Annotated in this window: 19 protein-coding genes; 9 read left to right on the forward strand and 10 right to left on the reverse strand. The window is 45.3% G+C overall.

Going from position 1 to position 26,415, the window contains the following annotated elements:
- Positions 1–5: 5 nt before the first annotated feature.
- Positions 6–4,094 carry a hybrid sensor histidine kinase/response regulator transcription factor gene (locus DTQ70_RS15835; protein ID WP_164490070.1) on the forward strand — a complete coding sequence of 1,363 codons (4,089 nt, stop codon included), beginning with the start codon at positions 6–8 and terminating at the stop codon, positions 4,092–4,094.
- Between the two features lie 11 nt (positions 4,095–4,105).
- On the opposite strand, the gene DTQ70_RS15840 is transcribed toward DTQ70_RS15835, so the two are convergent.
- The 4 genes from DTQ70_RS15840 to DTQ70_RS15855 are packed head-to-tail and all read right to left on the reverse strand — an operon-like array spanning position 4,106 to position 10,322.
- The gene (locus DTQ70_RS15840) at positions 4,106–4,864 is read right to left on the reverse strand and encodes a DUF2490 domain-containing protein (protein ID WP_122931710.1); all 759 of its coding nucleotides are present in this window, start codon (positions 4,862–4,864) and stop codon (positions 4,106–4,108) included.
- Entirely contained in the window at positions 4,864–7,974 is a 3,111-nt protein-coding gene (locus DTQ70_RS15845; protein ID WP_122931711.1) for an efflux RND transporter permease subunit, read from the reverse strand. Before DTQ70_RS15845 ends, DTQ70_RS15840 begins: the two co-directional genes overlap by 1 nt.
- A 3-nt stretch (positions 7,975–7,977) precedes the next feature.
- Positions 7,978–9,066 (reverse strand): efflux RND transporter periplasmic adaptor subunit, encoded by a 1,089-nt coding sequence (locus DTQ70_RS15850; RefSeq protein WP_206019529.1) that lies wholly within the window; start codon positions 9,064–9,066, stop codon positions 7,978–7,980.
- 5 nt (positions 9,067–9,071) lie between these two features.
- Positions 9,072–10,322, reverse strand: a complete 1,251-nt coding sequence (locus tag DTQ70_RS15855) for a TolC family protein (RefSeq protein ID WP_122931712.1) — start codon at positions 10,320–10,322, stop codon at positions 9,072–9,074.
- Positions 10,323–10,480: 158 nt separating this feature from the next.
- Here DTQ70_RS15855 and DTQ70_RS15860 point away from each other — a divergent pair, with 158 nt between their 5' ends.
- Both DTQ70_RS15860 and DTQ70_RS15865 read left to right on the forward strand, forming a co-directional pair.
- Complete coding sequence (locus DTQ70_RS15860) at positions 10,481–11,791, forward strand: APC family permease (RefSeq protein WP_122931713.1); 1,311 nt, start codon at positions 10,481–10,483, stop codon at positions 11,789–11,791.
- 165 nt (positions 11,792–11,956) lie between these two features.
- Positions 11,957–12,400: a DUF1572 family protein gene (locus tag DTQ70_RS15865; protein ID WP_122934434.1), complete on the forward strand. Its 444-nt coding sequence runs from the start codon at positions 11,957–11,959 to the stop codon at positions 12,398–12,400.
- 36 nt (positions 12,401–12,436) lie between these two features.
- Here the strand turns inward: DTQ70_RS15865 and DTQ70_RS15870 are convergent, their stop codons facing one another.
- Both DTQ70_RS15870 and DTQ70_RS15875 read right to left on the reverse strand, forming a co-directional pair.
- Complete coding sequence (locus tag DTQ70_RS15870; protein ID WP_122931714.1) at positions 12,437–14,389, reverse strand: sialate O-acetylesterase; 1,953 nt, start codon at positions 14,387–14,389, stop codon at positions 12,437–12,439.
- Between the two features lie 131 nt (positions 14,390–14,520).
- Positions 14,521–15,408 carry a hypothetical protein gene (locus tag DTQ70_RS15875; RefSeq protein WP_122931715.1) on the reverse strand — a complete coding sequence of 296 codons (888 nt, stop codon included), beginning with the start codon at positions 15,406–15,408 and terminating at the stop codon, positions 14,521–14,523.
- 91 nt (positions 15,409–15,499) lie between these two features.
- Between DTQ70_RS15875 and DTQ70_RS15880 the strand changes: the two genes are divergently transcribed.
- The 5 genes from DTQ70_RS15880 to DTQ70_RS15900 all read left to right on the forward strand — a co-directional run bounded on the left by DTQ70_RS15880 (position 15,500) and on the right by DTQ70_RS15900 (position 19,747).
- A complete protein-coding gene (locus DTQ70_RS15880) occupies positions 15,500–16,294 on the forward strand; it encodes an SDR family NAD(P)-dependent oxidoreductase (RefSeq protein ID WP_122931716.1) in 795 nt (264 codons plus the stop codon).
- Between the two features lie 166 nt (positions 16,295–16,460).
- The gene (locus tag DTQ70_RS15885) at positions 16,461–17,348 is read left to right on the forward strand and encodes an ROK family protein (RefSeq protein WP_122931717.1); all 888 of its coding nucleotides are present in this window, start codon (positions 16,461–16,463) and stop codon (positions 17,346–17,348) included.
- 34 nt (positions 17,349–17,382) lie between these two features.
- The gene (locus DTQ70_RS15890; RefSeq protein WP_122931718.1) at positions 17,383–18,186 is read left to right on the forward strand and encodes a sugar isomerase domain-containing protein; all 804 of its coding nucleotides are present in this window, start codon (positions 17,383–17,385) and stop codon (positions 18,184–18,186) included.
- Between the two features lie 4 nt (positions 18,187–18,190).
- The gene (locus DTQ70_RS15895) at positions 18,191–18,679 is read left to right on the forward strand and encodes a GNAT family N-acetyltransferase (protein ID WP_122931719.1); all 489 of its coding nucleotides are present in this window, start codon (positions 18,191–18,193) and stop codon (positions 18,677–18,679) included.
- A 39-nt stretch (positions 18,680–18,718) separates the two neighbouring features.
- On the forward strand, positions 18,719–19,747 hold the full coding sequence (locus DTQ70_RS15900) for a cobalamin-independent methionine synthase II family protein (protein WP_122931720.1): 1,029 nt from the start codon (positions 18,719–18,721) through the stop codon (positions 19,745–19,747).
- Positions 19,748–19,791: 44 nt separating this feature from the next.
- On the opposite strand, the gene DTQ70_RS15905 is transcribed toward DTQ70_RS15900, so the two are convergent.
- From DTQ70_RS15905 to DTQ70_RS15915, 3 genes are read right to left on the reverse strand one after another with little or no spacing between them, the layout of a single operon-like run.
- Positions 19,792–20,148 carry a type II toxin-antitoxin system HigA family antitoxin gene (locus tag DTQ70_RS15905; RefSeq protein ID WP_122931721.1) on the reverse strand — a complete coding sequence of 119 codons (357 nt, stop codon included), beginning with the start codon at positions 20,146–20,148 and terminating at the stop codon, positions 19,792–19,794.
- Positions 20,145–20,450, reverse strand: coding sequence for a type II toxin-antitoxin system HigB family toxin (locus tag DTQ70_RS31270; protein ID WP_122931722.1), 306 nt, complete (start codon positions 20,448–20,450; stop codon positions 20,145–20,147). The genes DTQ70_RS15905 and DTQ70_RS31270 overlap by 4 nt, the downstream gene beginning before the upstream one ends.
- Before the next feature lie 59 nt (positions 20,451–20,509).
- Positions 20,510–21,145 carry a DNA-3-methyladenine glycosylase gene (locus tag DTQ70_RS15915; protein ID WP_122931723.1) on the reverse strand — a complete coding sequence of 212 codons (636 nt, stop codon included), beginning with the start codon at positions 21,143–21,145 and terminating at the stop codon, positions 20,510–20,512.
- An 83-nt stretch (positions 21,146–21,228) separates the two neighbouring features.
- On the opposite strand from DTQ70_RS15915, the gene DTQ70_RS15920 reads away from it, so the two are divergent.
- On the forward strand, positions 21,229–23,400 hold the full coding sequence (locus DTQ70_RS15920) for a gliding motility-associated C-terminal domain-containing protein (protein WP_122931724.1): 2,172 nt from the start codon (positions 21,229–21,231) through the stop codon (positions 23,398–23,400).
- On the opposite strand, the gene DTQ70_RS15925 is transcribed toward DTQ70_RS15920, so the two are convergent.
- Positions 23,397–26,366, reverse strand: coding sequence for a DEAD/DEAH box helicase (locus DTQ70_RS15925; protein WP_122931725.1), 2,970 nt, complete (start codon positions 26,364–26,366; stop codon positions 23,397–23,399). The two genes, DTQ70_RS15920 and DTQ70_RS15925, sit on opposite strands and share 4 nt — an antisense overlap.
- Between the last annotated feature and the right edge of the window lie 49 nt (positions 26,367–26,415).

Genomic DNA, 26,415 nt, shown 5'->3' on the forward strand with positions numbered 1-26,415 from the left:
TGAACATGAAGAAGCTTTCCATTTTATTCGTCTTTTTGGGCCTTGTCCATTTGAGTTATGGGCAGCAGAAGGAGTATAAATTCATTAATTTTAGCAGTAAAAATGGTCTAACGTCCAATTCCGTCAATACCATCCTCAAAGACAAACATGGCTTTATGTGGTTCGGAACGGAAGATGGACTCAATCGGTTTGATGGCCAAAACTTCATTGACTATCACCACAACGACCGCGACAGTACGAGCATTGGCCGCGGGCCCGTCGTGGCAATGACCCAAGACAAAGCAGGTAAAATCTGGTTGGCCACCAACATCACCCTGTCGGTTTATAACCTTAACCTCGATTCTTTCATCAATTATGACTTTTCAAAATTAGGCTGGATTATCAGCCTATGTGCCGACCACACTGGCAAAATATGGGTAGGTACTTACGCTGGGCTTTTTATTTTTGACCCCGATACCAAACAAGTAAAGGCTTTTAAAGCCGACCCTGCCAACCGCACCAAACTCAATTCAAACATCATCAGGTGTATTTTTGAGGACAGTCGCCACGCCATGTGGGTAGGCACCGACAATGGGTTGCACCTTTATACCCACAAAAACGACCAATTCACCCGATTTCTCAGCGACCCAAACCGCCCAGATGCCATCTCGGGCAATCATATTACGTGCATTACGGAAGACAAAAATGGGCAGCTATGGGTAGGTACTAGCAAAGATGGGCTGAATGTGATGAAGGGAGCAAAAAATAGCTTTACCACTTATAAATCAGACGCCAACGATGTCAATACCCTTTCCAATAACCACATCCATAAAGTGGCGTTCGACAAAAAAGGACAGCTTTGGATTGGTACCGAAAGTAACCTCGATATTCTCAATCCCAAAACGGGCAACGTAACCCGCGTAAAAAGTACCTTTATCGAACAATCAAGTTTTACCCCAAGTATCGTGGGACGGTCGGTGCGGGATGTTTACATTGACGATACTGGCATCTATTGGGTGTCCATTTACCAAGGCGGAATCAACAAATACGACACCAATCTTGCCTTTTTTAATCATAAACCTTTTAAACAATTTGACCCCAACGGACTGACAGGCAGCTCGGTTATGTGCTTTGCCGAAAGCCCTTCGGGCGATATTTTTATCGGAACGGAAGGAACAGGAATCAATATTTTCAACCGCAAAACGGGGCAAATTAAGCCGTTCAGATTGCCTCAGCAACGGGCCAATGTGTCGTCTGTAATTGCCCTTGAAACCATTGAAAATACCCTCTGGGTGGGTACTTACCAAGGTGGTTTGTACAATGTGAATCTCGCCACGGGCACTTCTACTTACTTCCATGTTCCGAGAAGTAATACCGATACCAAAGATATCCCTGTCAATTGTTTTAAAACCGCCAAAGACGGGAAAGTCTGGATGGGTACCAACGGGATTGGAGTGGTTCGCTACGACCCTGCTACGCGTCAAATAGAAGGTAGCGAAAAGATTTTTGGGCTTACGGGTACCAAATTCCCCCTCAATAACTTCGTCACTGCCATCGAACAAGACAAATCTGGCAATGTTTGGTTTGGCTCAAATGGAACGGGAATTGCCGTTTTCTTTCCCCTCGAAAATCGTTTTCAAGTGCTAAATTATGGCAACAGTGGCCTACCAATCGACCGAGTTCAGACCATTCACTGCGACAAAATGGGCAGGATATGGGTAGGCTGTTTGGGCGGCGGACTGTGCTTATACAAGCCTGATACCAAATCATTTGAGCGTTTCGACGAAAGTTTTTCGTTGTCAAATGATGTTATTTATAAAATAGTAGAAGACGAAAAAGGGAAACTCTGGGTCAGTACCAACAAGGGAATCAGCTCTTTTGATATAGCAAAAAAAATATTTAAAAATTTCACGCCTTACAACGGCATCCAACAAAGCACTTTCAATATTGGGTCTGGTTTTATCACGGCCGATAAAACGTTGTTTTTTGGAGGGCTCAACGGCTTCAACTACTTCAAATCTGCCGATATTTTTCAGAGAAAGAATACGCCTCCTTTGGTCACAACGGTCTTAAAAATCAATAATAAGCACGTAAATGCGACTGAAAACGCTGAAATAACGGAGCCTATTCTAACGGCCAAAGAGATGGTTTTGAGCTACAAACAAAACTTTTCCCTCGATTTTATTGCCTTAAACTATACTGTCCCGCACGAAAACAGGTATTCGTATAAACTTGATGGATTTGACAAAGAATGGAACGAAGTTGGCACCAAAAACACCGCTGTTTATACCAATTTAGACCCAGGAGAATACGTCTTTAGGCTCAAAGCTCACAGCGAAGATGGCTCGTGGGAAACGCCCGAAAAAGTCATCAATATCACCGTAAAGCCGCCTTTTTGGAGTACTTACTATGCGTATTTTTGCTATTTTCTGCTGACCCTCCTTGCGATTTGGGCGATTAGAAGAAGCTCCATTCAAAAGCTAAAAAATGACTTCATGCGAAAACAAGAACGCCTAGAAATGAAGCATTTGATTGAAAAAGAGCGCCACGACGCCGAACAAAAAATGGAGCTTGAAAAAATCAAAATCAAGTTCTTAACCAACCTAAGCCACGAGTTAAAAACACCGCTTACGCTCGTTTTGAATCCCATCGAAAATTTGATGTTTCAGGAAAACAGTACTGAAAAGCTCGAAATGTTGAATTTAATCAGTCGAAACGCCAAAAGATTACTGAATTTGGTCAATCAGTTGTTGGATTTCAGAAGAATAGAAGCCAACGAACTCACCCTTCACAAAACCGAAGGCGATTTGGTGACGTTTATTCAAGAAATTGTAGATGCTTTTAAGTACATCGCTGTAAGAAAAAACATTGCCTTACATTTTGTAAGTGCCTTCAATAATTATAATACTTCGTTCGATAAAGATAAGCTCGAACGCATCCTGATTAACCTACTTTCCAACGCCATCAAATTTACGAACGATGGCGGAAACGTAAGTCTTCAAATCACTGGCGATGGCGAGGGGGGCGTAAAAATGATTTTACGCGACACGGGCATTGGGCTACCCGCCGACATCCGAGACAAGATTTTTGAGCGCTTTTTTCAGGCAAACAACCACGCCGATATTCTCAATCAGGGCAGTGGCATTGGGTTATCTATTGCCCAAGAATTTGTCAAACTTCACGGAGGTGCCATCAAAGTGGAAAGCGAAGAGGGTGTTGGTAGTGCATTTATCATTACCCTTCCGCTCACGCCTATTACTTTTGAGCAATCAGCCCCGTTACACTTACCCAAAGAAGAACTAAATTCGGTAGAAAGTTTTGCCAAAAAAGAGCCACCCAAGTTGGAGAAACCTGTTGTCTTAATCGTTGACGATGACGACGACTTGAGGGCCTATTTGGTGCAAAGTTTGAAAACCAAGTATAAAATTATCGAAGCGTCTGACGGACGGCAGGGTTGGCAAAAAGCGTTGGCCAACCACCCTCAGGTCATCATTAGCGACGTCAATATGCCAGGGGTGGATGGGGTTGAAATGGTTAGAAAAATCAAAAATGACACCCGAACCAAACACATTCCTGTGATTATGCTGACTGTTTTGTCGGAAGAAACCGAACAGCTAAAAGGGCTCGAAGCGGGAGCAAGTGATTATTTGACCAAGCCCTTTAGCTTCCATTTGTTGAGCATCAAAATCGAAAACTTACTCAGTTTGAACAGCTTGCTAAAAAATACGTACAGCAAACACATTCAGCTAGAAACGCCCGAAATAGAGGTAGAATCGGAAGACGAAAAGTTTTTGTTGAAATTTACGCGCTACGTCGAAGAGAACATCGAAAACCCCAACCTTTCGATTGAGGAATTGAGCAAAGCCATGTTTGTCAGCCGAAGTACGTTATACGCCAAGGTGTTGAATATCACGGGCGAAAGCCCCGTTGAGTACGTCAGGTCTTTGAAGTTAAAAAAGGCGTTATCCCTTTTACAAAAAAACGACATGAAAATAGCCCAAATCGCGTATTCGGTCGGGTTTTCTAACCCCAATTATTTTGCCAGGGCGTTCAAAGCCAAATACAACGTGTCGCCGTCTGAATACCTCACGCTCAATAAAAACGCGGTTGCGTAGCGATACTTTGCCTAATTGGGTGGCCATTGGCCTTGAGGATGCGATTTCGACGGTGATTTTTTATCCGCTGCTTTTTTCTTTTTCTTGAAGTATTTAAACGGCTTGAGCGAAAACTCAATGTCTAAGCCCGCAATGTAATTGGTCAACTGGTATTTTTTGTGCGAATAATCGGGTTGCCAAATGAAATAGGGATTCAGGCGTTGGTTTTTGAGGTATTCGTACTTGAGGCCAATGGAGCTTTGGATGTTATCAATTTTGGTACCCTTGTTGGTAATGGCAAAAAACGGCTCTGAGTACGTATAAACATCCCATTTTTTATTCAGTTTGTACTTAACCGTAAAACGCGGACGGAAGTAGGTATCGGTATCCGTCCGAAATTCATCATCGCCCGTAAAACGCTGGCTTTGGTACTGAATGGCGGGGCGTAACATCAACGTAAAGTCCCCTACTTTTGCCTTGGCCGCCACTCCTAGAAAGTACCGATGATACACACCTTCATCGACCAGCGCCAGGCGGTAATTGGTGATTGCCTTCAAGTGTTTATTAAACTCATACTCCACAGCACCAAACAGATACGAGCCTTTGTAATAAGTTGCGTTATCAATAAAACGGCTTCGGTATTGCACCGTTACTAGCCACTTTTTGGGCAAATCCAATTCTAAAGACACGCCAGGCCATACCTGAAAATCGGTTCTGTTTTGGGCAAAAGCAACTAGGCTACTCAACAGCAAACCAATGAGTGTATAGCCTGAACGTGTCTTGAATTTCATTATTCTAAATCTTTGATGGTATGTACGTGATGGCGATAGAAAAACCGATAAATAATCGGGAATATCAGTAAGGTCAGTACCGTGGCTGTTACTAGCCCACCAATGACAACAATGGCCAGTGGTTTTTGGGTTTCGGAGCCTATTCCCGTCGATACCGCCGCTGGCAGCAGCCCAATGGCCGCCATCAAGGCCGTCATTACAACAGGCCGAATCCGCGATTTTACGCCTTCTCGAATCGCTTTGTCGAGCGGCATTCGTTCGGAGGTATTTTTATTAAATACCGAAATTAGAATCACCCCATTTTGAACACAAATCCCAAACAAGGCAATGAACCCTACCCCCGCCGAAATACCGAAGTTCATGTGCGTAACGTGCAAGGCCAAAATTCCCCCAATCAACGCAAACGGTACATTAACCAATACGAGTCCTGCGTCTTTGGCATTGCCAAAAGTGATAAATAAAAGGACAAAAATGGCCACAATGCTAATCGGTACCACTTGTCCGAGACGTTGAGTAGCACGCACTTGGTTTTCAAATTCTCCCGTCCAGTCAATCGAATACCCTTTGGGCAATGCTTTCAAGATGGAAGCAACTTTGCTTTGGGCTTCGGCAATGGTGCTTCCCAAATCGCGCTCACGTACCGAGAATTTTACGCCGATAAAACGTTTATTGTTTTCTCGATAGACAAACGCAGGCCCTGTGACTTTACGCAGTGAGGCGATTTCTTTCAATGGAATTTTATTGCCTTTCAAGGTTGGTACCATCAAGCGAAGAATGTCGTCTTCGGTGCGGCGATACGGCTCTTGGTAACGCAAACGAATGTCAAACTTACGTTCGCCTTCGTACAAAATAGAACCCGTTTTTCCCCCAATCGCCATTTCTATCACCGCTTGGGCATCGGCGGTGCTGACGCCGTACAAGGCCATTTTGTGGTCGTGCAAAATCACGCTCATTTCGGGCTGACCCGTATTGCGCAAGATTCCCACGTCTTTCACCCCAGGAACATCCTTGATTTTTCCTAAAACTTCATCGGCCAACTCGTCCAATTTATCCAAATCATCGCCATAAATTTTGATGGCGTTCGAAGCTTTTATCCCCGCAGCAGCTTCGGCGACGTTGTCGATGATGGGCTGCGAATAATTAAAAGTAATCCCTTGTATTTCCGACAAATCATCGTTCAACTCTTCGATAATTTGGTCAATTGTTTTACCTCCTAATTCTTCTTTTGGCTTCAAATCGACTTGAAATTGGAGAAAGTTAAAACCGTTGGGGTCGGTGCCGTCGTTGGAACGACCCTCTTGCGAAAGCACCTGCCTAACTTCTTTGTGTTTGGCCACTTTGTCGCGCAAGACTTTCGCAATTTTTACACTTTCGTTCTGCGAATAACTCATGGGCAATTCGGCCGTTACCCACAAAGCACCTTCGTTAAGTTGGGGTAAAAACTCGGTACCCAGCCATTTTGCCGAAAACAAGGTCGTTCCCAAGAAAATCATGGCCGCCAAAACACTCATTTTTTTGCTTCGGTAACACCACTCGAATCCTTTAGAAACAACACGGTCGAAGAAATTGACAATCGGGTTGTTCTTCTCCCGAACGTTTTTCCGTAATAAAAACGAACACAACACAGGTACCAGCGTAAGGGTATAAAGCAACGCCCCCAACAACGCAAAGCCAAGGGTGTAGGCCAAGGGGCTAAACATTTTCCCTTCTACTTTTTGGAAGCTAAAAATGGGAATCAAGGCCGTGATAATGATCAATTTGGAGAAAAATACAGCCTTCCCAAGCTCTCCGCCCGTTTTCTTGATTAGCCCTAATTTGGCCAGTTTATTAAACCGCTCCATGCCTTTTTTGTGGGCAAGGTGGTCGAGCGACACAAACATTCCCTCCACCATCACCACCGCACCGTCGATGATGATACCAAAGTCAACCGCTCCCATCGAGAGTAAGTTGGCCGACATTCCCTTGAGCCGCAAACACATAAAGGCAAACAGCAGCGCCAACGGGATGATAATGGACACAATGACGGTGGTACGCCAGTCGGCCATAAACAAAAACACAATGACTGTAACGAATATAATTCCCTCAAATAAGTTATGCAGTACGGTGTTGGTACAGTACGTAATGAGGTTATCGCGGTCGTAGAAAGTGACCATTTTGACGTCAGGGGGCAAAATTTTAGTATTCAATTCCTCAATTTTTTCCTTCACCCGCGTTAGCACTTCGCTGGGGTTTTCGCCTTTGCGCTGCACCACAATTCCCTCCACCACGTCGTCGTTGTCGTTTAAGCCCACTTGCCCTACGCGAGGCAAGTTCGACTCTCTGACATCGGCCACGTTTTTGACCAAAACAGGATTATCGTCCACGTATTCGACAATGATATTTTCAATGTCGGGAATCGAATTGAGCAACCCAATCCCTCGCACCACGTACGCCTGACCATTTTTCTCAATCACATCGCCCCCCACGTTGACGTTGCTTTTGGTCACGGCTTCATAGACTTCGAGCGGCGTGATGTCGTATTTGGCGAGTTGCGTGGGGTTTACTTGGATTTCGTACATTTTTTCGCGCCCCCCAAACGCCACCACGTCGGCTACGCCTGGCACACTTCGGAGCTGACGATCTACTACCCAATTTTGGAGGGTCAACAACTCGCGGCTGTCACGGTCTTTGCTTTCTAATGTATAGCGAAAAATTTCCCCCGTAGGCCCGTATGGCGGTTGCACTTCGGGGTCAACGCCGTCGGGCAGCGATACCGTTCGGAGTTGGTTATTCACCTGTTGTCGGGCAAAAAAATCTTCTACGTCGTCTTCAAAAATGATTTTGATGATACTGAGCCCAAACATCGTCACACTTCGGACGTTGGTTTTTCGTTGCACGGAGTTCATGGCAACTTCGATTGGTACCGTCACAAAACGCTCGATTTCTTCGGCGCTTCGTCCGTTCCACTCGGTTACTACAATGATTTGCGTATTGGTTACGTCGGGAAATGCTTCAAGCGGTGTATTGAGATAACTTACCACACCTGAAATGACCAAAATACCCGTCATAAAAAAGACGAAAAAGCGGTTTTTGAGTGAAAAACCTACAATTCCTCGAATGAATTTATTCATAATTTAGTCGTTCAGTGCGTCGTACACTAATAATTGATTTTTTGAAATAACCTTCTCCCCTTCTTTCAGCCCTGCCTGCACATAAGCCACGTTGTTTAGCATTTTGTAAACAGTCACTTCACGGGTTTCGATTTGGGTGCGACTCTTAAACACCATCACCCAATTTTTACTACGGTCAAAAATGACTGCACTGGCTGGAATGGCCATCATACTCCCTCCTTCATCAAACTTGAGCGACACCGTCGCGTGCATTTCGGGCTTGAGTTTGTACCCTTTGTTGTCGAGTCGGATACGCACTTTCATACTTTTTGACTCGGGATCAAGCACATTGTAGATTTTATCAACTTTACCATGAAAGAGTTCATCTTTATAACTAATCGTCTGAATGTCAGCCATCATCCCTAATTTCACTTTGGGAATATCGCTTTCGTTCACGTTGGCCATTACCCACACTTCGCTGATTTGGCCCACGGTAAAAATCTGCTCGGCGTTGTCGGAACGAAGCTGCATTCCTGGGTTGATATTTTTGCTAATCACAAAACCGTCAATCGGTGATTTTACGACGTAATGCGTACTTTTCCCAAGGCCATAAATGCGAAAAACTTCTTTGATGCGGTTCAATTCGGCCTGGGCGTTTTCAACTTCTTTTTTGGCAACATTGACCTCTCGTTGCGAGTTGAGTTTGCTTTCAAACAGTTCTTCGGCAGCTTTTAAGTTTTTTTCGGCCACCAACACTTCCGACTGCGCCTGAATCATTTGTCGCTCAAAATCAGCCACTTCTCCCGACCGAATTGTGGCTAACACTTGGCCTTTGCGAACATAATCACCGAGTTCGACAGTAGCCGACTCCACATTTCCACCCACCAACGGATAGACCTTAATGACGCGGTTTTCGTCGGCACTGATTTTTCCTACCAGTGTCAGTTCGCTACGAACAGGTGCCATGCCCGCATCGGCCAACTCAATGCGTTTCATCATCGTATCCGACAATGAAAACGCCTTTTTTTCTTCCGTAGCTTCTTTTTTCTCTCCGCACGAAACGAGCACAACAGCACCCACCAGCACCAGTACTCCTATGATAGCTTTATTCATTTTTCTTAGTTGAAAAGTTCTTGTCCTACAGTAAAATTAAGTTCTTCGTATGCCCCTATTCGGTCGGCTTTGAGGCGGTTCAATTCCTTAACGCTCTCACTATACGTTTCGATGAGGTCGATAAATTCGAGCAGCGTAAGGTTACGTTTTTGGAAGTTTTCGACGACACCTTTGTTGAGTTGTTCAAATTGGTCGGTGAATTTGCCATCCACACTTTGCACCATGTTTTCGACGTAGCGCACCTTCTGAAATGCCTCGGCTACTTCGTTAGACACTGCGTTGGTTTTCTGGTTTTGCACTCCTTTTTGGTACTCAATCAAGCTTTTTGCCGTTTTGATATTCCCTTGGTTTTTATTGAAAAAAGGCAAGTCGGCTCCAAGGGTGATGCCCGTATAATGGTTCACATAACTGCCCGATTGGTCATACACTGCTCCCAAACGGAGGTTTGGCACCGCCAATGATTTCTGGAGTGTGTAGTTTAACTCGGCCTGCCGCTTGAGCGATTCCACCACTTTGACATCGCCTCGGTTTTGAAGTGCCAATTCACTGAGCGCTGCCACCGTGTAGCCATTGAGAAAATAGCGATTCAGCTCCGCTTCGTTTACCAATGGCACAATTTGAAGGTTGGTATTGAGCAAAGTTTTCAACCCTTTTTGCTTCTCCGCAATTTGAAAAAGAATTTCTGTTTTATCGTTATTAAGCTGAAATAGAAGGGCTTTGAGACGAAGTAATTCCCGCAAGGAGACGTTGTTTTTTTCGTACTGTTCTTCAAAAGCAGTGACCGTCGTCTGTAACGTATTGATTTGAAGCTGGTAACGATTGAGGGTATTTTGAAGAAAAAACACTTCAAAGAAACTGCTTCTCAACTCAAATTTGAGCGTGCGGAGTAAGTCCAAAAATTCGTATTCGGTCATTTGGGCATTTTCGATGGCCAAGGCTACCTGTTTGCTACGTTTACCAGCCGTCAGCAACACTTGCTCAATCGACACGATTTTTTGTCCACCTTTGGCCACGTCCAACACCCGTTTTTTATCAGGATTATAGGCATTCCATTCGGTAGAAAGGGTCGGATTATCCCACAAACGGACCTGAATGACAGCCGCTTTGCTGGCTTCTATCCTAAACCGCTCCGAAAGAAGGATGAGATTATTTTGTAAAAACAGACTATCGACTTGCTTGAGTGAAAGCCGAAGCGCGTCTTGGGCAAAACAATAAAAAGGCAGCAAAAAAGCTGCTAAAAACAGTGTACGCCTCATTTTGGTCTAAAAAGATTCGAGGCAAAACTGCGGTTGAAAGATTAATATGTCATTAATTCTGAATTAAAAACCCCTTAATGGATTGAATAGTAGTTTTTCAGCGATGATTCCTTAGATAAGAGGCCGCTTCAAAAGCAACAAACCTAACCTTTAGCCCCATGTCGCAACAACTACAAAAACAAATCACGCTTTTTAGTCTTACCATGATTGCCGTCGGGTCGAGTATAGGCTCGGGGGTTTTTCGTACACCGTCCGAAATCGCAGGTTATTTACCCACCACGGGCTGGATGTTGGGCGTCTGGGTAGTGGGTGGCTTCGTAGCACTTTGTGGGGCGCTTACCTTCGCCGAAATTTCTTCTTCCTTTCAAAAAGCGGGTGGTTTTTACGTTTTTCTCAAGGAAGCGTTTGGCGACCTTCCTGCATTTTTATACGGCTGGTCGATGCTGCTGGTCATCAATACGGGGTCATTGGCGGCACTTTCGTTGGTGTTTACGTCTTATCTTAATGAGCTCATTCCCATTTCAGAAAGTTCACAGCTCATTGTGGCCGTTATGACCATCACCCTGCTGACCATTATGAATGTACTGGGAGTTAAATGGGGAAGTTTTTTTGCGTCGGTTTTTACCTCTGCCAAACTTATCGGTATTGCCATTGTGGTCTTGATTGGGTTTTTGATGGCCACCCAAGATTTCAGTCTTTTTGATTTTACTTGGACTACCAATTCCTACCAATTACCCCTTGTCTCGTCGTTTGGATTAGCCCTTATTGGGGTTTCTTTTTCCTACGGCGGGTATCAGCACGCGACCTTCATTGCGGCCGAAGTAAAAGACGCCGACCGCGTAGTTCCCAGGGCGATGTTGCTCGGTATCGGCATTGTGTGTTTGGCCTACGTCACCATCAATGTAGCCTACCTCAAACTCCTCCCCATCGAAAAAATAGCGGCTTCAACGGGCGTGGCCTCCGAAGCCATCTCGACCGTGTGGGGCTTAGGCGCCAAATTTATTTCGTTTCTGATTGTACTTTCGGTCCTTGGCACGATTGGCATTTATATTCTTACGGCGCCTCGTATCTACTTTGCCATGGCCGAAGATGGACTGTTTTTTAAGCAATTTGCCCAAATTCACCCCCGTTTCCAAACGCCTTTCTGGGCCATTATTTTTCAGTCGTTTTGGACGATTTTGTTGCTTATCTTTTGGAAAACATTCTCTAACCTCATCACTTACGTTGTGTTTGTCGATACCGCTTTTTTCTTTTTGACAGCGGCTACTATTTTTACTTTTCGCAAGCGTAAACTTTCCCGCAATTACAGTACATTGGCCTACCCCATCACGCCATTGATTTTTATGGCCATGTCGGCATTTGTGGTAGTCAATACCCTCATCGAAAAGCCTGAGCAAGCCATCGCGGGTTTGCTATTTTTGGCCTTAGGCGGCGGTGCTTATGTATATTTTAAACGAAGCGGGAAGTAGCGAGGGGTAAAGGGCGAGGGGCAAGAGGCAAAGGGTAAGTAGCAAAGGGCAAACGCCCAAATGTGTTTTCGGTTGCTCACAACCGAAACAGGGGTTACTTATAACCCCGTGAAACGTGCAAAGGGTTTCTCAAAACCCAACCAAACCACAAAATCATATACCGATATGCTTTCAACAACCTTAACCGCGCTTTTTGAACGGGATTTACGCCGACTGAAAGCGGAGCTTTTGGCCTACAAAAACGAAGAAAACATCTGGAAAGTCGCTGAGCAGATTTCTAATTCGGCGGGAAATTTGGCGCTGCACCTCATTGGCAATCTCAATACGTACATTGGGGCTGAAATTGGAAAAACGGGCTACGTTCGCAACCGTCCGTTGGAATTTAGTGCCAAAAACATCGCTAGAGAAACAATTCTCAACGACATCGACACCACCATCGACGTCATCAGAACATCGTTGGCTACCCTTACCGACGAAGACTACCAAGCCGAATACCCGCAACTTGTGTTGGAAACCAAAACCACCACTGAGTACTTTTTCATCCACCTTGTCGCTCATCTTAGTTATCATTTGGGGCAGGTCAATTACCATCGGAGGCTATTGGAATGATGAGGGGCGAATTTTGATACCTTAGCCCCTCGTTTGTCATTGAAACTTTTGTCCTTCGGTTTTGCTTTTCCAGTCGTCGGTGCGGAAAGGCCCTGCGGGGAGTCCTTCTAGGTTAAACAAATTGGCATCTTCGGGAGCGTCAGCCCAAGCGTAACGCACCGCAATAGGCTTCACGCCTTTGGGGTGATATACCTCTACTTTATCGCCGATTATTTCGGCTTTGGCATAATGAAAAACTTTGTCTTCGCCCGCAATCTCAAAGCCTTTGACGTACCCAAACTTATCTTTTACCATCAGCCCTTCTCCCACGTTTTTGAAAGAAACAACGGCCTTGTCTTCGTCAAACTTTACCGAATCATACACGGGTCCAGTATGCAAAACATCTTGCCCGAAATCCATTTTTAAGGCATTAAGCGCCAGGCGGTGACCTACATCTTGTTTGTTGGTCGGGTGTATATCTTTCGGGTTACCAACGTCAATCGTCACGGCCATGCCCGTTTTGGGAAGGGAAAGTGCCAGGGTCTGTGCTTCGCGGAGTTCGGCCCAATTGCTTCCGTTGTTACTATTTTGATAGCCACCATAGCTTGATAATTGCACAAAATAAAACGAGAAATCGTCGTCCCACTGCTGCCGCCAATCATCAATCATCAACGGAAACGACTGTCGGTATTGGTACGCGCGCCCCGCATTCGACTCACCTTGGTACCAAAGCGCCCCCCGAATGCCAAACGGAATGAGCGGCGCAATCATGGCGTTATAAATCGTCGTCCCGACGTTGTTGCAACTGTGGTTATACGTATGAGGTTCGGCAAAAGAAGGCAAAAGATACCAATCGGCAGCAATGCTTACTTTGGCGGTTTTGGAGCTGACAAACAAATCATCAGGCGTACCATTTACCCCCAAACCATACCACGGTTGCTCAATCATATTCCCAAATTTTATGACAAGCCGATTGGCGCCAGCTTTCCACGCATCGGCGGGAAGGGCTATTTTGCGTACTCCTTGCATCATACCCGCATAGACCAGCTTGCCATTGATGTACATTTCGTTAAAACTATCTTGAATGCCCAATCCCAACGTCGTGCTTTGCCCTACCATATCTTCGGGGATGTCGATGGTTTTGGCCATAAAACCTTTGCCCCTAAACATCCAAATCCCTTTCCAGTCCCACGCCCCTAAAGGAGTCCCCGTTGAGCGCCATTTTGAGAAATCGTATCCCGCTTCGGTATATTTTTTTTCGTCGGCCATCGTAACCTCCGCCTCACTGCCTAGCAACTGTTTACGCGTTTGGCGGTCGAGTTGCGCATCGGCCTCTTCCCACGTTTTGGGGAGGGCATTGGCGTAGGGTTTCAGTTCGTCGTTGGTTTGCATGGCTTCTTTGCTAATCCACCCTTCGATTTGCGAACCTCCCCACGACGAATGAAGCAAGCCGATGGGTACGTTCAGCTTTTGGGCTAATTCTCTGGCAAAAAAGAAACCGACAGCCGTAAAATTGCCCACGTTTTCTTCGTTACTCACCTTCCACTCACCCGAGACAAGGTCGGTTTGCAGGTCCATCGTTACGTTATGTTCTACGTAAAAATGGCGTATTTGGGGAAAATTGGCATTTTTCTTCTCTTGGCGAAAATTATCGGCTTGTTTGACAGGCCATTCCATGTTTGACTGCCCCGAGCACAACCACACCTCACCCATCAACACATCCTCCACTTCGACTTTTCCAGTGAGCGTAGTAGCCACCAACCGATGAGGGCCACCCGCTTCCATAGGTTTAAATTTTACGCTCCATTTTCCTGCGTCATCGGCCGTAGCCAAAAGTTTTTGGTTGGCCAGCGTCACCGTGACTTTTTCCTTAGGTTTGGCCCACCCCCATACAGGAATTGGTTTTTGGCGTTGAAGAACCACGTGATTTGAAAATAAGCGGGCAAACTTTAACTGGGCAATGGCCTGAAATTGAAGAAGTACAAAGCAAAAAAGTAGCAGTCGTTTCATAACAAAAAGGGAGAATTCTAGGGGTTTAGATAAGCACCTAAAAATACGTTAAATAACCCACTCAAAGGCCATGCGGTTGCATAAAAAATTTAGCACAGTTTTTTACCCACAGAACATCGGCGCGCAAAACACTAAATCATTTTTTTCAAAAACTTCCAATTCCCTGAATTATATACTTTTACCCAATGAAGCCCCATTTTTTCGGACAAAAGTCGCTCGGCATAGTACCGTTCCCAGGTATCTGGATTGACCCAAAAAGTATGTGGAGGTGTCGCCTCCATTCGTTCAAAACCTAATCGTTCGTAACTTCTACCGTCGGACCAATCGCGGTCGGCGTAAGTCATAATATCGTCGGGTTGTAATTCAGTCACAAAGGCTTTCAGCAATTTATCCAATCCCCCTACCACCGTGCAGTCAAGATGATTGGCAAAACGAATCAACTCAAATGAGCGGAACGTTTTCCCTTCTCTTAGGATATTTTTTCCCCCGCTAAACGACGCTACAGCGACTAATGCTTCTCCTTGAATCGTCATTTGTTGGGTCAAAAACAGTGTTGCAGGGCTGTCATCTTTTAAAATGCGCTGGTAATTTTTAGGCAAAAAAAGACCGTATTTAAACTTCGCATTGGTCGAAACTTGCAAGTGATGAACGTCCATAAACCGCTCTAAGGTTGGTTTATCAATTCGGCGAACCTTTGTAAGACGGGCTGGAATGCGTTGAGAGATACCAAACGCCGCCCGCAGCCTCGACTGAACCACCTCTTTTTTGGAATGCCACACATCTTCCCACAAATGAATCACTTTGATGCCTTCGGCGGCCAAAACATCACTCAATTTTACAAAAGTATCAGGTGAAAGTAGGCTTGTTTTTTCCAACGAAATGAGGTGAATCGCCAGCAGACGTTCAGGAAAATAGAGCACTGGACAGGGAAACATTTCCCCCAAAACAGGTAGTTTTTGGCCTTTTTGGAAAGACAAAAAAGCGTTTACTTCCTCCTCAAATCGTGTTTGTGTTACCAAGTTCTTTTAAGTTTTGGGGAAATGATTGATTAGAAAACCACCCATTCAACTCTTTATAATAAGTTAACAATACAATAGCACAAAATTAGGCATGGTTACGGAAAAATGGCTCGACCAGAAAACAATTGTCGTCATTGGCGGTACCACGGGCATCGGGCTTTCGGCGGCGAGGGCGTTTATTCGGCACGGCGCCCAAGTGGTAGTTGTTGGCCGTAACCCCGAAAGTTGCGACGAAGCCCAAAGTCAGCTGGGGCCTTCGGCAATGGTAATCTCGGCCGATGCCACGCACGAAAGTACGGCTCCCTACGCCATTACCCAAGCGATTCATACCTTCGGGCGCTTTGATGGGCTGTACCACGTCGCGGGAGGAAGCGGACGAAAATTTGGCGATGGCCCCTTGCACGAGCTTACGCTGGAAGGCTGGAACAAAACGTTTGAATTGAATCTTACCTCGTTGATGCTTTCTAACCAAGCTGCGGTACGTCAATTTTTAGCCCAAAAAACGGGAGGTGCTATCTTGAATGTGGGTTCGGTACTCGGTTTTTCACCCTCTCCTACGTACTTTACCACCCATGCTTACGCGGCGACAAAATCAGCTATTATTGGCTTTACCAAGTCCATTGCGGCTTATTATGCCAAAGACAATATACGGGTCAACGTCCTCGCCCCCGCATTGGTAGAAACTCCCATGAGCCAACGTGCTTCTCAAAACACGCTCATCATGGATTTTATCAAAACCAAACAGCCCCTCGACGGCGGCCGCAACGGGCAACCCACTGACCTCGATGGGGCTGCCGTTTATTTTATGTCGGATTATTCTAAATTTACCACTGGGCAACTATTGTCGGTGGACGGCGGCTGGTCGGTGACGGAGGGAAAGTGGTAGCGTCTATTGATTTGGCAGCATTCTTTTTAACACATAGAATACAGTAGAATAAACACATAGTAAACATAGACATTTAGATTTGTGTGCTATGTGAAAATTCTATGTGGCCTATGTGTTTACCTTGAGTCATTGGTAACTTAAAAACAGGAAACCCAAAACTAAAAAAATGAAAACAGCCATCGGTATTGATTTGGGAGGGACCAATGTCAAGGGCATTTTGGTCAATGAAGCAGGAGAAATCTTGAAGCAACATTACGTGGCAACGCAAGACGATACCGAAGGGCTTTGGCGCGAAAATGTACTAGAAATGGTTACCTACTTGCGTAATTATTGGCAAGCCCCCGTTGATACCATTGGACTGTCGGCGCCTGGCCTCCCCGACGCCCATAATTCTTGTATTTCATTTCTTCCCAATCGTTTGGCAGGGCTAGAGAAGTTCGACTGGAGTACCTATTTTGGGCAACAAACCTATGTTCTCAACGACGCCCACGCAGCATTGATGGCCGAAGCTCGGTTTGGAGCAGCAAAAGGGCTTCAAAATGTAGTTTTACTCACTCTAGGCACGGGCGTTGGCGGCGGGATTCTTATTCAAGGAAAACTCTATCAAGGACTTAGTCAAATGGCGGGACACCTTGGTCACTTGTCCCTCCATGCCACCGACGACGAAGTAAGCATCGTCGGCGCTCCAGGGAGTTTGGAGTACGCCATTGGCAATTATTCCATTCAAAAAAGAAGCAAAGGAAAATTTGATTCCACTTGGGCGTTGGTCGAAGCCTACCGCCAAGGCGACGCTTGGGCGAGTTTGGTTTGGCTTTCGTCTGTCCAGAAATTAGCCGTGGCGTTGTCGTCGCTTGTCAATGCCTTATCCCCCGAACTCATCGTCCTCGCAGGAGGAATCACCTTATCTGACGATGCCTTGTTTGAACCTTTACGCCAATTTATGGACCTTTATGAATGGCGTCCTGGTGGCAAACAAACCCCCATCGTTCAAGCCGAATTTGGGGACATGGCAGGGGCGATTGGTGCCGCAGGCTTTGCATTATCATCCCTTTAACCCGTTCAATCCGCGTTCTAAACCTTATTTTCACATGACTGTTACCGAAGTTTATCTAAGTAAATGTCAGCACATTTTACAAACTATTCAACAACAACAACCCCACATCCAACAAGCTGCCCAATGGTTTGCCGACAGCATCCTTGCAGGGCGCATGGTACACGTTTTCGGTAGTGGTCACAGCCGAATTATGGTCGAAGAAATGTGGCCTCGTTACGGTTCTTTTGCGGGTTTTAATCCCATCGTAGAGTTGTCTCTTACTTTTCACAATTTGGTGGTGGGTGCCAACGGGCAACGCCAAGCCATGTTTTTGGAAAATGTTTCGGGTTTGGCCGACCGCATTTTACGAAATTTTGACTTATCCTCTCAAGATACCGCCTTGGTGATTTCGTCTTCGGGCACCAACATCGTACCCGTTGAAATGGCCGAAATTTTCCAAAAAAACGGCATTAAAGTTGTCGCTTTAGTCACTAAAGAACACTCCGAAGCCAGTTCATCAAAGCGCACGGATGGAAAAAAACTAACCGATTTTGCCGATTTGGTACTCGATACAGGCGCACCCGTGGGCGATGCTATGGTTACGGTTGATGGCCTTGACACACCCGTTTCTCCTGGTTCGACGGTAGGCGGGGCGGCGATTGTCAATTGCCTTAAAGCTGAAACTGCCCAACTTCTTACCCAGGCAGGGCGTCCACCTAAGGTGCTAAGTGCAGCGGCAGTTGTCGGTAGCGAACGCGCCGTCGAACTGTTTGAAGCAGCCTACGATGAGCACGCCCACCGCCTTGCAAAAATGTACCAACAAGTAGGCGTCCCTAGCTATGTAAGTGATTTACTCTAACGCCATGACCTTAAAAATTCGCCCCGTACTCCCAACCGATAAAGAAGCCCTTTGGAGTATTATTGAGCCTGTGATTCGGGCGGGAGATACTTACATGTACGCGCCAGACTCATCCCGTGAAAAAATGTTGGGGATTTGGTATGACTCCGAAAAATACGCCTATGTCGCCGAAAATAACGGCAAAATTGTAGGTACATTTTTTCTAAAAGCCAACCAGCCCGATTTGGGGAGTCACGTTGTCAATGCAGGCTATATGGTTCATCCCGACGCCCGTGGGCGCGGCATTGCTGAGCAAATGTGTCGCTTTTCAATCATTGAAGCCAAACGATTAGGTTTTCTCGCCATGCAGTTCAACTGCGTTATTTCGACCAATACAACTGCCGTTCGGTTGTGGCAAAAATGCGGCTTTGATATTGTTGGCACCCTTCCCAAAGCCTACCAACACGCCCAACTTGGGCTCGTCGATGCCCATGTCATGTACCAATGGCTATGAAAAAACAACCCGAAACAGTAAACCCTCAAACTCAGAAACATGCAACCTCATCCCATAAAAACCACCGTCGTTGGCTCGATGCCTTTTCCAGGTTGGCTCGAATTTGCGAGCATGAACCTCGACAAATTTGGCCCCGCCGACATCGCCGAAATGATTGACGATGCCGTGATTACAGCCATCCACGACCAAGTAAGCGCAGGACTTGACGTCATCACCGACGGCGAACAAACCCGTCTTGACTTTAACCTCTCGTTTTATGGTTTCATCAACGGAATCCAGAATGATAGCTCAGAAACCCGAAAATACGGTCCACCTGCCCACGATCAACGCGGCAAAAACAGCATCGTAGAACCCCTAACAGCTCCCAAAGGACTTGGAGTGGTGGAAGAATACAAACGGCTCAAACGCCTTGCCCCCGAAGGGCAACGGGTAAAAATGTCGATTCCTGGGCCTTATACGTTGTCGGGGCGGTTGAATCCAGGGCATTTGTACAAAGACCGCTGGGAAGTGACCGAAGCTATTTTGCCCCTTGTGCGGAAAGAAATTGAAGAATTGGTGGCACTGGGCGTTCCCGAAATTTGCGTGGATGAGCCGTCCATGAGTTGTTACGCTTACCGCGAAGATACCCAGCGATTTGTCGATATTTTCAACCGAACCGTTGCACCTGCCGTCGGGAAAACGCGACTTTCGATGCACCTCTGTTTTGGGAATTATAAAGGTCGGTCAGTAGGAAAAAAAACATTAGCTCCCATGCTACCCGATTTTTTGGATATGACCGTCGATGAACTGCATTCCGAAATGACCGTACTCAACTTTGCCGATGTGCATCTTTTGGAACGATTTGCTGAAAAACTAGACGTGGCCGTAGGTGTCATTGATGTAAAGAGTTATTACATCGAAACGCCCGAAGACGTCGCCGAGCGCATTCGGAAGGTATTGCCGTACGTCCCTGCCGAAAAACTAGCCGTTGCCCCCGACTGCGGCATGAGTCAGACGGCGCGCTGGGCGACTAAACAAAAATTAAAAGCCATGTGCGACGGCGCTAAACTCGTCAGAGCCAGTTTGTAGAGGCTTTTTGAATCGGGTTTCAACTGGCCCGATTCATTCATATTTTAAGCAACTTCAAGAATGAAGTTACCATCAATCCCCAATTTTGTATGAAGCTTTTTAGCTACTTCAAGTGTGATTTTGCGCTTCCCATTCAATATCTCTGAAACCCTTGACGTCTCTACTTCTAATAACTCTGCTAAATCTTTCTGTTTCAGTTTCATTTCATACATTTTGAGCTCAATCATTCCTGCAAGTGTGGTCGGTCGGGGAAACTTAATAAATTCTGCTTCATAGGCTTGAATAGCTTCAGCTACCCTACGAGCCTCAACTTTTTTTTCGGGATTTACAACCATTTCAGCCGTTAGTTCATCAAAAAGCAAAAATGCTTTTTGGTACTCATATTCATTTACAATTTTCATGGTTTATAATCAATTGTTGAAACATCAATTCTATCGTATTCATTATGTGTACCCACAAATTTGACATATACAGTTCGTATTGAAAAATGTATCAAAGCCACAAGTCGGTAGTGATTCCCTTTGATGTTAAACACATATCTATCATTTCCTACAAAATCAACAGAATTAAACATCATTCTAATGTCCATAAAATGACCCCAATCTGCCAACAATACAATATCATACCACTCCATTAATGGCACGAGAGCATTGGGATGTTTCTCTCCAAATTTTACCAATGCTAATTTTGCAATTACCACCATTTACAAATATATTCCAAAATATGTAATTTTATTACACAGAAGTAAATAAATCCTCTGCCTCACTTACGACTCACAAAGCGATTTCCTGTCACATAAAAACGGTACGGTAAATCAGCGCCTTGGGTAATGCCAATTCGGGTGGTAGTCACCATCTCAAACTCCTCTAGTACAGAAGGGTAAATCTTTAAATTACCCGTCAACAGCGACGTTCCATTGTGTTCTTCGATACTAATTCCCATGGCTTTCACTAATTTAGCGGGTCCGTTGCATAAGTGTCGAAGGGAGAGTGCAGGCTGTCGAATAGGTTTCTCATTCGACATTCTACCCTCTGCACTCGACACTCCATCGCTTCTTCTTTCTTCCATGAGTTCCATGCCTTCCGTTGGTTCCAAAGCTCGAATCAACACCGCCTCACCCACGCCCTCGTCGCTACTTGCGATGTTGACACAATAGTGCATTCCATAAATTTGATACACATAAACTGTTCCCGCAGGGCCAAACATTGCAGCGTTTCTTTTTGTTTTCCTTCGATACGCATGACAAGCGGGGTCGCCTGTCAAGTAAGCCTCCGTTTCAACGATGATGCCTGCGGTAGTGCCATCCTGGCTTTGATGTACCAACGTACAACCAAGCAACCTTTGGGCGAGAGTTAACGTATCGTATTTTTGATAAAAGTCGAGCGTAAGTGGTTGCATAAAAACTTAATAACTGGTTGGCTACTAACTGTTAGTAGATTTTTAGATACATTTGATTTTAATAATAGTCCTTAACCAAAGTAATGCGCAATCTTGTTGGGTTTTTTCTCGTTTTATTGGCCAGTTTTGGCTCGGCATACGCCCAACGTATTTACGGTGGACAAATAGACCGTCGTACCATCAATAATAATATTCCTTATGCTTACGGGGTAGGTTGCACTTTTTTTACGGACAAAGCAGGCTACGACGCCCTTCCCGCCCAGCTTCGGTTTGGGGTGTATCGTAAAAAAGACAACCAACTCATGCAAGAATATACGGCCGACAAAAGTAACGATGTCAGTGCTTCTAGCTCCTCTACCTCTTGTGATAAAAGTAAAAAAGTCGAGTATTTATTTGTCCGCTACAATTACAATTTGGTCTTAAAACCCCAAGATTTTAACGACCCCGAAGGCTACTACATAGTAAACAACCCCGTTGGCCCCCGCAATCCCACTGACAACATTGTTTCCTCCCAGATTGTTCTGTACCATTGGTTTTCGCCCGCTTATTTATGGGAATATTTTGAGCCTGCCGAAGCAGGAAAAACCACCCCGCAGTGGGTGCCCCAATCGTACAACTTTTTTTGTGCCAACCAAGAGACCAACTTTAGCCTTCAGGTGGTTTCAGAACCACTAAAATCGGGACTCACTCGGTCAAGCTTTAATTTAGTTCTCTCAAATACCGCCCCATTTACGGGAGCCAACGGCTCAATTCCTTACCAAAAAGTGGAATGGAAAGCAGGCTTTTCAGAAAATCAGATGCTCCCAGGAGGTAATTTTTACATCCCTTCGATTGCTCCAAATCTCTTTTCAAGAGATAATGGGCAAGTCGATATCCCTATTTCGGCCAAGCCTACCAAAGCGGGTGTCTATTCGATTGGTTTTTTGCTCCAACACAGTCGCTCGGGAGTAAAACTCAGCGAAACCTACCGTGAGTATCAAATTGAGGTCGAAGAATGTGCACCTATTCCCCCCGCAGTCATTCGCGTCTCCGAAGTCGGGCGGCCAAATGTAACAGCACCAACCACCCTCTGCGAAGGAAAATCGGTGCAGCTCAACGCGGGTACCAATCTTCCAAACACGTCATTTGAGTGGTACAAAGATGATCAACTTCTGCTAGGAAGCAAGGACTCGGTATTGGTTGTCAAAGACCAAGGCAATTACAAAGTAAAAGTCACCCGCAAAAGTGCTTGTAGCGCAGGAGAATCGTCGGTTACAGCCATCAAGATTGTACCCAATCCAAGCGTCGTTGCTACCTCTTCCAACCCATCTGGGCTATTTTGTCCAGGCACGCCACTCACTTTGACAGCAACCTCCTCCGAAAAAAATGTAACGTATCAATGGTTACTTGATAGTTTGCCTATTTCCAATGCCACCAACAGTTCTTTGATTATCAACCAAATAGGAAACTATTCAGTCAAAATCACCGACGCTAACAATTGCACAGGCCAATCTAAACCCGTAGAAATTAAGGCATTTACCGCTACTTCGATTGGGATACAGCCCATTCCTGTACGGTGTGGTAACGATACAACAGCCCTCATTTTGATTGCCACGCCCGCAGGCGGTACTTTCAGCGGAAAAGGGGTTGTTGCACCCAATAAATTTGTCCCACAACAAGCAGGCGCAGGAAAACACGAAATTACGTATTCGCTCAAACAGGCTGGTACGTGTGTAGATGGTTCGGCCACACACACGGTCGAAGTCTTAGCTGGGCCTACTTTAGAACTTGGCACCGACCAAGACTTAGCCGAGAATGGCAGCATTCAATTAAACAAAAATGGCGGCATTTCGGGCTACACCTACCAATGGAGCCCCCCCACTGACCTAGACAACACGCAAACTGCCTCTCCGACGGCTTCTCCCGACAAAACCACCACCTATACCCTCAAAGTAACCGATGCTAATGGGTGTTTTGCTATCGACAAAATTACCATTGGTATCATGAAAGGTATCCATATTCCTGACGCCTTTAGTCCCAACGGCGACGGCGTCAATGACACTTGGCTGATACGTGGTTTGGAAGAATTTCCCGAAGCGACGGTTTCTGTTTATAATCGTTGGGGGGAAGCTATTTTTTACTCTGATTCAGCCAAGAAAGCCATATTTGACGGCTTTTACAACGAAGCACCTTTGCCCGCTGGGAACTATGCTTTTATCATCCAAACAACTCCCCGAGGACACGCTATAAGAGGAAAACTCGTATTGATTCGCTAGGCCAACAACTCCAAAATATCTTCTTTGCTCAATGACTTCACGAACCCTTCTTCATTGGTAATCAACTCATTGAACAATTTTTGCTTACTTCGCTGCAAATCCAATATTTTCTCTTCTACCGAATTTTTGGTAATAAATTTATAGGTAAAAACCGTGCGCTGCTGGCCAATTCGGTGGGCGCGGTCAACGGCCTGGGCTTCAATCGCAGGATTCCACCACGGATCTAAAATAAAGACGTAGTCGGCGGCCGTGAGATTAAGCCCTACCCCACCCGCTTTCAACGAAATTAAAAACACCTTCACCGATTCGTCTTGCTGAAACAACTCTACTTGTGCTTGTCGATTGACAGTGCTACCGTCGAGGTAAGCATACTTTATTTTTTGATGATGCAAGGTTTTTTCCAAAATAGCCAAATGACGCACAAATTGACTAAAAATCAACACCTTGTGCTCCCCGCTGACCAATTCTTCCAGTTTCGCTTCTATCTCTTCTAATTTGCCCGATGCTCCGTCGTACGTTTCGTCCACCATACGGGGGTGATTGGCCAGTTGTCGGAGTTTGGTTAATCCCTGTAAAACCACCATTTGCGACTTGGCCATTCCTTCCTCTTCGATGTGTTCCAAAATAAAATTTCGGTAGTACGACTTTGTTTCTTCGTAGCGTTTTTCTTGTTCTTCCGACATTTCACAATAATGAACACTTTCCACTTTTGGTGGCAAGTCTAACGCCACCTGCGACTTATGCCGACGAAGCAAAAAAGGTTTAATCAGGGCATATAGCTTTTGGGTACGTTGCGCATCGTTTTGTTTTTCTATCGGTACCTGAAAATGTGAACGAAAATATGACTGGCTACCCAAAAGCCCAGGATTGGCAAAGGTCATCTGCGTCCACAAATCCATCGTCGTGTTTTCCAACGGTGTTCCCGTCAGAATCAGTCGAAAATTCGATTCCAACTGCATCACGGCCTTTGTCACGTGCGACGAAGGGTTTTTAATCGCCTGCGATTCGTCTAAGATGACGTAATTGAATCGGTAATATTTGAGAAGCTCGATATCAATACGAACAATGCCGTAAGATGTCAGAATGAGGTCATAATCATCAAAACGGGTCGTATCTTTCTCGCGGTAGGTACCTTTATAAACCAACACCCGCAGCTGCGGCGTAAACTTACGCGCCTCCAATTCCCAATTGTATAACAACGAAGTTGGCATCACCAACAACGACGGGCGGTCGGCCCCCATTTCTTTTTGTCGCTGCAACATGGCTAGGGTGGTCACGGTTTTTCCGAGGCCCATGTCGTCGGCCAAACAGCCCCCAAAACGGTACTGACTCAGAAAAATAATCCAATCGTAACCTGCCTTTTGGTATGGGCGCAACGTTCCTACAAACGCCTCAGGAAGTGGCTGCGCATCTATCTCATCAAAATCACGCAATTTTTCTAACTTCCGATTCATCACCACCTTGGCAAGGCTATCTTCGGCATACTCTTGCACCAACGCCAAATGGTGTTTTCGGAGCGTAAGCTGATGGTTTTCAGCATCGTATTCGGTAAAAGCAAACAGTTCAGAATACTTCGTTAGCCATGTTTCTGGAATGACCGCTACTTCTCCGTTGGGCAAAGTAAACTCTCGCTTTCGGGCTAAAATCAGGTTTTTGAGCTTCACAAACGGGATTTCAAATTCTCCAAAACGCACTTTGGCATACACATCAAACCAATCCCGCGATTCTTCAAACGTAATATCAATCGATGAATAACCCAGAAAATAGCGTTTGGCACTTGGACTCGTTGCCGTTTGCTGCAAAAGAATTCCTGCATCTTTCAACGTAATATTGTGCGCCTGAATCCACTCAAATGCCTGATTTTTAGACACAACACTTCGACCTTGCCCCATTACTAACCCCCATTCTTTGAGGCGAAGAAGGATATTTTTCTCAAACCCAACGTTCCGTCTTACTTTATGGAAAATGTAATCATCGCCTTGTTTTTCAAGGCTTACGTTGGCATGATTGGCAAAGCTGTCAAACTTAAAATTGAACTGACCGTACTGAAACGACAACTCAAAAACCACTTGGCTCTGGTCATAATCTTCGGCTACTAAGGCAGACTCCGAGTTGTCCTGCGCATTGAACATCGTCAACGACCCCAATTTAACCGACGTCGTTTGTTCAGTAATTGTTAATACAGGCACTACCGACTCTTTTTCATACCTGATTTCAAAGCCTTTCCCTTGGGCGTAAACCTCATAACTAGCAATCAGGGGGGCAACAAATTTTCGGTAATACTGTTCCTCTACATTTCGCGGAATAATAATATGGTTCTTTGAGAGAAACGGGCGGATTTTTTTTCCGTCCACGCTTTTATCAAAATGGTACAACTTATTGTCAATCAACAACCAAGCTGGTTCGTCACAAATCAACATGGCGTTGCGATGCCTAATTTGAAGCCGCTCTGTGTCGTATTTTAGAATGGGAAAATAATGCGTATTTTCTTCGTTTCGTACAAAATGAAAAAACACCTTGGCTTTGTCGGGCATTCGTTCAATGGGCATCCATGCAGGATTATTATCGCTCCCCATCACATATACCCGTTTCCCCGCCAACTTGTCAAGAATCTCAACTTTTCGCCGCTCAATGTAATCACTAATGGTCTCTTGCAGCAATTTATCCCCTTTTTGGGGGTCATATACCTTTTGAAAGAAGTCGAACGCCGACAGTTTTTTTGGATTGAATTTCTTGAGAATATGATCTTGCTGGGTATCTTCAATCAATTTAACTAACTCAAAATCAACAGTATCTAAACCAGCTGCAAATTCGTTGACATTTTTGGTAGAGACAATCTGATTCAGCAACGTCAGTTCATTTTTGGAATTGATTTGGACCATATATGAACCAAACAAATACCCAAGATACTGATGCTGAAACAGCGAGTAAACAATCGCAAATGGCTGACTTGTAGAGACTTTCATACACTCCTAAATGCAGTACAAACACCTTAACCAAGTGTTCATTATCCCC

It is taken from the genome of Runella sp. SP2 (assembly GCF_003711225.1).
Lineage (GTDB): Bacteria > Bacteroidota > Bacteroidia > Cytophagales > Spirosomataceae > Runella.

What these genes read in the sequence shown, in the direction of transcription:
- DTQ70_RS15835 (WP_164490070.1), top strand. Translation starts at nt 6, where the DNA reads ATGAAGAAGCTTTCCATTTTATTCGTCTTTTTGGGCCTTGTCCATTTG.
- DTQ70_RS15840 (WP_122931710.1), bottom strand. Translation starts at nt 4,864, where the DNA reads ATGAAATTCAAGACACGTTCAGGCTATACACTCATTGGTTTGCTGTTG.
- DTQ70_RS15845 (WP_122931711.1), bottom strand. Translation starts at nt 7,974, where the DNA reads ATGAATAAATTCATTCGAGGAATTGTAGGTTTTTCACTCAAAAACCGC.
- DTQ70_RS15850 (WP_206019529.1), bottom strand. Translation starts at nt 9,066, where the DNA reads ATGAATAAAGCTATCATAGGAGTACTGGTGCTGGTGGGTGCTGTTGTG.
- DTQ70_RS15855 (WP_122931712.1), bottom strand. Translation starts at nt 10,322, where the DNA reads ATGAGGCGTACACTGTTTTTAGCAGCTTTTTTGCTGCCTTTTTATTGT.
- DTQ70_RS15860 (WP_122931713.1), top strand. Translation starts at nt 10,481, where the DNA reads ATGTCGCAACAACTACAAAAACAAATCACGCTTTTTAGTCTTACCATG.
- DTQ70_RS15865 (WP_122934434.1), top strand. Translation starts at nt 11,957, where the DNA reads ATGCTTTCAACAACCTTAACCGCGCTTTTTGAACGGGATTTACGCCGA.
- DTQ70_RS15870 (WP_122931714.1), bottom strand. Translation starts at nt 14,389, where the DNA reads ATGAAACGACTGCTACTTTTTTGCTTTGTACTTCTTCAATTTCAGGCC.
- DTQ70_RS15880 (WP_122931716.1), top strand. Translation starts at nt 15,500, where the DNA reads ATGGTTACGGAAAAATGGCTCGACCAGAAAACAATTGTCGTCATTGGC.
- DTQ70_RS15885 (WP_122931717.1), top strand. Translation starts at nt 16,461, where the DNA reads ATGAAAACAGCCATCGGTATTGATTTGGGAGGGACCAATGTCAAGGGC.
- DTQ70_RS15890 (WP_122931718.1), top strand. Translation starts at nt 17,383, where the DNA reads ATGACTGTTACCGAAGTTTATCTAAGTAAATGTCAGCACATTTTACAA.
- DTQ70_RS15895 (WP_122931719.1), top strand. Translation starts at nt 18,191, where the DNA reads ATGACCTTAAAAATTCGCCCCGTACTCCCAACCGATAAAGAAGCCCTT.
- DTQ70_RS15900 (WP_122931720.1), top strand. Translation starts at nt 18,719, where the DNA reads ATGCAACCTCATCCCATAAAAACCACCGTCGTTGGCTCGATGCCTTTT.
- DTQ70_RS15905 (WP_122931721.1), bottom strand. Translation starts at nt 20,148, where the DNA reads ATGAAAATTGTAAATGAATATGAGTACCAAAAAGCATTTTTGCTTTTT.
- DTQ70_RS31270 (WP_122931722.1), bottom strand. Translation starts at nt 20,450, where the DNA reads ATGGTGGTAATTGCAAAATTAGCATTGGTAAAATTTGGAGAGAAACAT.
- DTQ70_RS15915 (WP_122931723.1), bottom strand. Translation starts at nt 21,145, where the DNA reads ATGCAACCACTTACGCTCGACTTTTATCAAAAATACGATACGTTAACT.
- DTQ70_RS15920 (WP_122931724.1), top strand. Translation starts at nt 21,229, where the DNA reads ATGCGCAATCTTGTTGGGTTTTTTCTCGTTTTATTGGCCAGTTTTGGC.
- DTQ70_RS15925 (WP_122931725.1), bottom strand. Translation starts at nt 26,366, where the DNA reads ATGAAAGTCTCTACAAGTCAGCCATTTGCGATTGTTTACTCGCTGTTT.